The organism is Synechococcus sp. R55.7 (assembly GCF_047461955.1).
Taxonomy (GTDB): domain Bacteria; phylum Cyanobacteriota; class Cyanobacteriia; order Thermostichales; family Thermostichaceae; genus Thermostichus.
Genome location: NZ_JANSIC010000004.1, coordinates 22,422 through 24,634, shown reverse-complemented (window position 1 = coordinate 24,634; position 2,213 = coordinate 22,422). Strand labels below are relative to the sequence as shown.

2 protein-coding genes are annotated in these 2,213 nt (G+C 56.5%); one reads left to right on the top strand and one right to left on the bottom strand.

Translation table 11 applies throughout. From position 1 onward, the window contains the following. The coding region (locus tag NW820_RS00645; RefSeq protein ID WP_414406399.1) for a ferredoxin--NADP(+) reductase at positions 1-851 on the bottom strand (851 nt) is incomplete at its 3' end. Between the two features lie 351 nt (positions 852-1,202). Here NW820_RS00645 and NW820_RS00640 point away from each other — a divergent pair. Continuing rightward, a complete protein-coding gene (locus tag NW820_RS00640; RefSeq protein ID WP_414330815.1) occupies positions 1,203-2,210 on the top strand; it encodes a phosphoribulokinase in 1,008 nt (335 codons plus the stop codon). Positions 2,211-2,213 lie beyond the last annotated feature (3 nt).

The following is a 2,213-nucleotide window of genomic DNA, read 5'->3' as shown; positions in this document are numbered from 1 at the left end:
TCCTTCTGGAACTTGCTCCAATCCTGACCGGCTTGTTCGGCCAAAGGCCCCATGACGTTGTTGATCCCGTCCTCCATCCCCTTGAGGCCGCAGATGTAGGTGTAGGTGTTGGGCTGTTGCAGCATCTCCCACAGCTCGGCGCCGTACTCGGCCATGCGGTTTTGCACGTACATTTTCTTGCCATCGGGGGTTTGTTGCTCGCGGCTGATGGCGTAATCGACGCGGAAGCGATCCCCGTACTGGGCTTTCCAGGCCTCCAGATCCCCGTGGTAGAGCAAGGTGGAAGTGGTGGGCACCCCAAAGAACAGCCAGATCTTGCCCTGATAGTTGGGATCCTCCTCAAACAGGTGCTTGATGAAAGCGCGAAAAGGAGCAATGCCAGTGCCGGTGGCGATCAAAATCAGGTTGGCGTTCTCATCTTCGGGCAGTAGGAAGGTTTTCCCCGATGGCCCCGTAATCATCACCTCATCGCCTGCCTTCAAATCGGTGAGGAAGCCGGAGCAGACCCCCACCCCCGGCTGGCCTGTCTCTCTATCGACATATTCAGCCCGCTTCACGCTCAAAGAGACGGTGCGCCCCTCGCCATCATCGCCAAAGCGGGTGGAAGCAATCGAGTAGAGGCGGGGCTTGTGGGGCTTGCCCTTGGCATCTTCGCCAGGAGGGATAATGCCAACGCTTTGCCCTTCTAGGTAGCGGTAGTTGGGATCCGGCAAGCTGAGCACAATGTGCTTAGTCAGTCCGGGTGCTCCTTCACCGACAATGGAGTAGGTCTCCACGCAGTGGCCGATCAACGGTGCGTTGGGACGATACAGATTGACGACAACCTCTCGCTTTTCTGCGCTGGCAACCATACCTGCGATCTGCTCCTGGCACTGGGAGGAAATGAGTTTACATATAGCAAAATAGCAAACACCACAGCAGCCCGGCTGCTCAAATGGAACTTGTCAGAGGAGAAGCAGACGACCTTCGCCAGCCCCCCAGGCCGTCCTGAGAGCGGCAACCCCGGAAAAATAATCCCGGCCAAGCTCATCGGCCAAAAATATGGATTTTTTGTTAAATTGTTGCTTAGGGTGCCCACCTCTCTGGCCTGCCAGCGGCTTGTGATGTAACGGCTTTATTTGGTATCATGCAAGACCGTAACAGTTGGTAACTTTCTAGAGCCTTTTTCTCAGTTTTGCCCTGCCCGTCCCCAAGGAGTTCCCATGGCAAGCAGTCCTGATCGTGTTGTGATGATTGGTGTCGCCGGAGATTCTGGCTGTGGCAAGTCCACCTTTTTACGCCGGCTGGGGGATCTATTTGGCCGGGATCTGATTACCACCATCTGTCTGGATGACTATCACTCCTTGGATCGCTACCAGCGCAAAGAGAAGGGCATCACGGCGCTGGATCCCCGCGCCAACAACTTCGACCTGATGTACGAGCAGGCCAAGGCGCTTAAGAACGGCCAAAGTGTGATGAAGCCCATCTACAACCACGAGACGGGGCTGATTGACCCACCGGAGCTGGTGGAGCCCAACCGCATCATCGTCCTGGAGGGGCTGCATCCCATGTATGACGAGCGGGTGCGCCAGCTGCTGGACTTCAAGGTGTACTTGGATCTGGCCCCAGAGATCAAGATTGCTTGGAAAGTGAAGCGGGACATGGCGGAGCGGGGCCACACCTACGAAGATGTGTTGCGCTCAATCGAGGCTCGCCGCCCGGACTTTGAAGCCTATGTCGATGTGCAGAAGCAGTACGCCGATGCCGTCATTGAGGTTTTGCCTACCCAGTTGTTGCCGGAGCTGGATCCAGAGCACAAAGTACTGCGGGTGCGGCTGATCCAGCGGGAAGGGGTGAAGTACTTCGACCATGTTTATCTCTTTGACGAAGGCTCCACCATTGATTGGATCCCCTGCGGCAAAAAGCTGACTTGTTCCTATCCAGGGATCCGCCTCCACTATGGCCCTTCCACCTACTTCGAGCACCCGGTTTCGATTCTGGAGATCGACGGCACCTTCGACAAGCTGGAAGAGGTCATCTACATCGAGAACCACCTGAGCAACTTGTCCACCCGCTACTATGGCGAGCTGACGGAACTGTTGCGCAAGCACCCGGAATACCCGGGATCCCGCAATGGCTCTGGCCTGATCCAGGTCATCGTGGGCCTGAAGCTGCGCGCCCTTTACGAGCAAATTCGGGCAGAAGCCAAAGAGCTAGCAGTGGCTTCCTGAGGA

Bases quoted from the DNA above. Each gene is read 5' to 3' on its own strand.
- NW820_RS00640 (WP_414330815.1), top strand. From the start codon at position 1,203: ATGGCAAGCAGTCCTGATCGTGTTGTGATGATTGGTGTCGCCGGAGAT.